At 33.8% G+C, this 2,421-nt stretch carries 4 protein-coding genes and 2 pseudogenes; all 6 read right to left on the bottom strand.

Annotation, left to right across the window (positions count from 1 at the left end; translation table 11 throughout):
* Window positions 1-90, bottom strand: a pseudogene (locus tag ACFILZ_RS09595) (trwi protein); the annotation flags it as partial.
* Between the two features lie 96 nt (window positions 91-186).
* Window positions 187-933, bottom strand: a complete 747-nt coding sequence (locus ACFILZ_RS09590; RefSeq protein ID WP_375611031.1) for a type IV secretion system protein — start codon at window positions 931-933, stop codon at window positions 187-189.
* Complete coding sequence (locus ACFILZ_RS09585) at window positions 930-1,073, bottom strand: TrwH protein (RefSeq protein WP_375611032.1); 144 nt, start codon at window positions 1,071-1,073, stop codon at window positions 930-932. The genes ACFILZ_RS09590 and ACFILZ_RS09585 overlap by 4 nt, the downstream gene beginning before the upstream one ends.
* Before the next feature lie 176 nt (window positions 1,074-1,249).
* Window positions 1,250-1,471 (bottom strand): annotated as a pseudogene (locus ACFILZ_RS09580) (type IV secretion system protein); the annotation flags it as partial.
* A 69-nt stretch (window positions 1,472-1,540) separates the two neighbouring features.
* The gene (locus ACFILZ_RS09575; RefSeq protein WP_375682384.1) at window positions 1,541-2,329 is read right to left on the bottom strand and encodes a type IV secretion system protein; all 789 of its coding nucleotides are present in this window, start codon (window positions 2,327-2,329) and stop codon (window positions 1,541-1,543) included.
* Window positions 2,326-2,421, bottom strand: a 96-nt coding sequence (locus ACFILZ_RS09570; protein WP_375682385.1) for a TrwH protein, incomplete at its 5' end; no start/stop codon positions are given. The genes ACFILZ_RS09570 and ACFILZ_RS09575, both read right to left, overlap by 4 nt.

Below are 2,421 nucleotides of genomic sequence, written 5' to 3'. Positions count from 1 at the left end.
AACAATTGCTTTTGAGGAAATGTCTGTGACATATGTTTTTGTTATCTGATCAATTTTATTGAAAAGTTGCGTGAACACAGTAAAGTCCATGGAATTCCTCTTTAACGAATTTTCAATTTTTTATCACCTTGGAACATAGATATATGCTAAACGCCTCATTTTCATTTATACATTACCTAAGTGTTTTCACCGTATGCTAGGCATCTCTTTTTTTTCATGGTTAAAAAATTTCATATCAAGTTCGCGTCTTTTCCTTTTGATAAGTGAGTATTCAGCTTTGCGTAAATGTGCTACCATTTGCATCTTTATAGATTCATTTTGGATCATGACTAATATACCATCGATATGTGCTTGAAGATCAGCAATGTCTTTCAGATTTTCTTTTGTTTCAAGTTCATCGAATAACTGTTTGAGGTATTGAAAACGATTTTCTACATGTTCAAAAATGTTAAAAGTTACCGCTTTATCTAAAGCCGATACAAATTCTAAACGAGCAAAAATAGACGCGCCTACTTGATCAAAAGTTCCAGAAATTTTGTTTTCTTCCTCCAATGCCTTTTGATATGATTCCGTTGAAAGCTTATCACTCTTATAGAGCGATTTTGGATCTTGGAGAAAAAAACTAGAAAGGTCTATTTGCTTTGGGTTTGTTTTCTGACTCTTTGTTATAGCCTGATAGGCTTTTTCTATTTGTGAAAGTTGTTCTTTTTTTAACTCAAGCTGTTTTGTTAAAAGCTTAATAATCTCCCCTTTTTTTAATAGATCAATAAGCTCCCGATATTCTGCTGATGGACCAGGTTGTGAGTCTACAGCTGGCTTTTTAGATGGTGAGGATTCGTAAGATACACCTATAGTTGCATTTGCATTTGCTGGAGCTAGATTCAGCATCCCCAAAAGGGTAATCATTCCTGTTATAATAAATCGCTTTTTCATATATTTGCTCGCTTGATTTCGGCAGGGATTGTTTTATTAATAGGCACGCGGTTTCTATCATTGGGCTGTTTTAGCTTTGGTGCTAATGCACAAGCCGATAAAAGGTTTGCAATCAAAATTATAAGAACGATCGACTTCATTTTAAAATGACTCTTTTTACTGTTATATACATTCTGATATTTGTTGTCATTATTATAATTTTGACACTAAAGTAAAGTGTATAGTTTACGATAATTTATCTTTTCTTAATTTCATTTTTTAATTTATGAAAATAGCTCAATTTCAGTGCGAATATTTTTTACTTTAGGATTGGATATTCTGGTTGATAAAGTCCTGTGGTAAGAGCTATTGAAGTAATAATACTTATCCGTAGGAAACGGTTTACGAATCCGGAGAGAGGCATATCGATAGCGCCCCGAATGATAAGCCATCCATAGATGATGAAAGCGATCGTGATTCCAATTGAAACGAAGGGTGTAATTGTAACAATTGCTTTTGAGGAAACATCCGTGACATATGTTTTTGTTATCTGATCAATTTTTTATCACTTTGGAACATAGATATATGCTAAACGCTTCATTTGCATTTATACATTACCTAAGTGTTTTCACCGTATGCTAGGCATCTCTTTTTTTTCATGGTTAAAAATTTTCATATCAAGTTCGCGTCTTTTCCTTTTGATAAGTGAGTATTCAGCGTCACGTAAATGCGCTACCATTTCCATCTTTATAAATTCATTTTGGATCATGGCTAACGAACCATCGATATGTGCTTGAAGATCTGCAGTATCTTTCAGGGTTTCTTTTGTTTGAACTTCATCTAATAGATCTCTGAGGTATTGAAAACGATTGTTTGCTTCTTGAAAAGTTTCTAAACTTACGACTTTATCTAGAACCGATACAGATTGTAAATGCTCAGAAATAGCTTTGCTCATTTGATCAAAAGTCCCAGAAATTTTGTTTTCTTCCTCCAATATCTTTTGATATGATTCCCTTAAAAGCAGATTCTTCTTATAGAGCGATTTTGGTTCTTGGAGAAAAAAACTAGAAAAGTCTATTTGCTTTGGGTTTGTTTTCTGATTCTTTGTTATAGCTTGATAGGTTTTTTCTATTTGTGAAAGTTGTTCTTTTTTTAACGCAAGTTGTTTTTTTAAGAGCTCAATAATTTCCTCTTTTTTTAATAGCTTAATAAGCTCCAGATATTCTGCTGGTAGAGCAGGTGGTGGCGGTGGAGCAGGTGAATTCTGTTTAGTATGTAATTCCGAGAGAATCTGTGCCCTTAAAAGATGTAGCGGCATGCTACTACCTAAATGATTTCTATCAAAATCCTTTGCATGTGCCAGATTTATCATCCCCAAAAGGGTAATCATTCCTGTTATAATAAATCGCTTTTTCATATATTTGCTCGTTTAATTTCGGCAGGGATTGTTTTATTAATAGGCACGCGGTTCCTATCATTGGGCTGTTTTAGCTTTGGTGCTAATGCACA

The organism is Bartonella sp. AP40SXNS (assembly GCF_042195825.1).
In the GTDB taxonomy this organism is placed as follows: Bacteria; Pseudomonadota; Alphaproteobacteria; order Rhizobiales; family Rhizobiaceae; genus Bartonella.
Note: the sequence above shows the minus strand (reverse complement) of the source record. Positions and strands in the feature narration are given on the sequence as shown.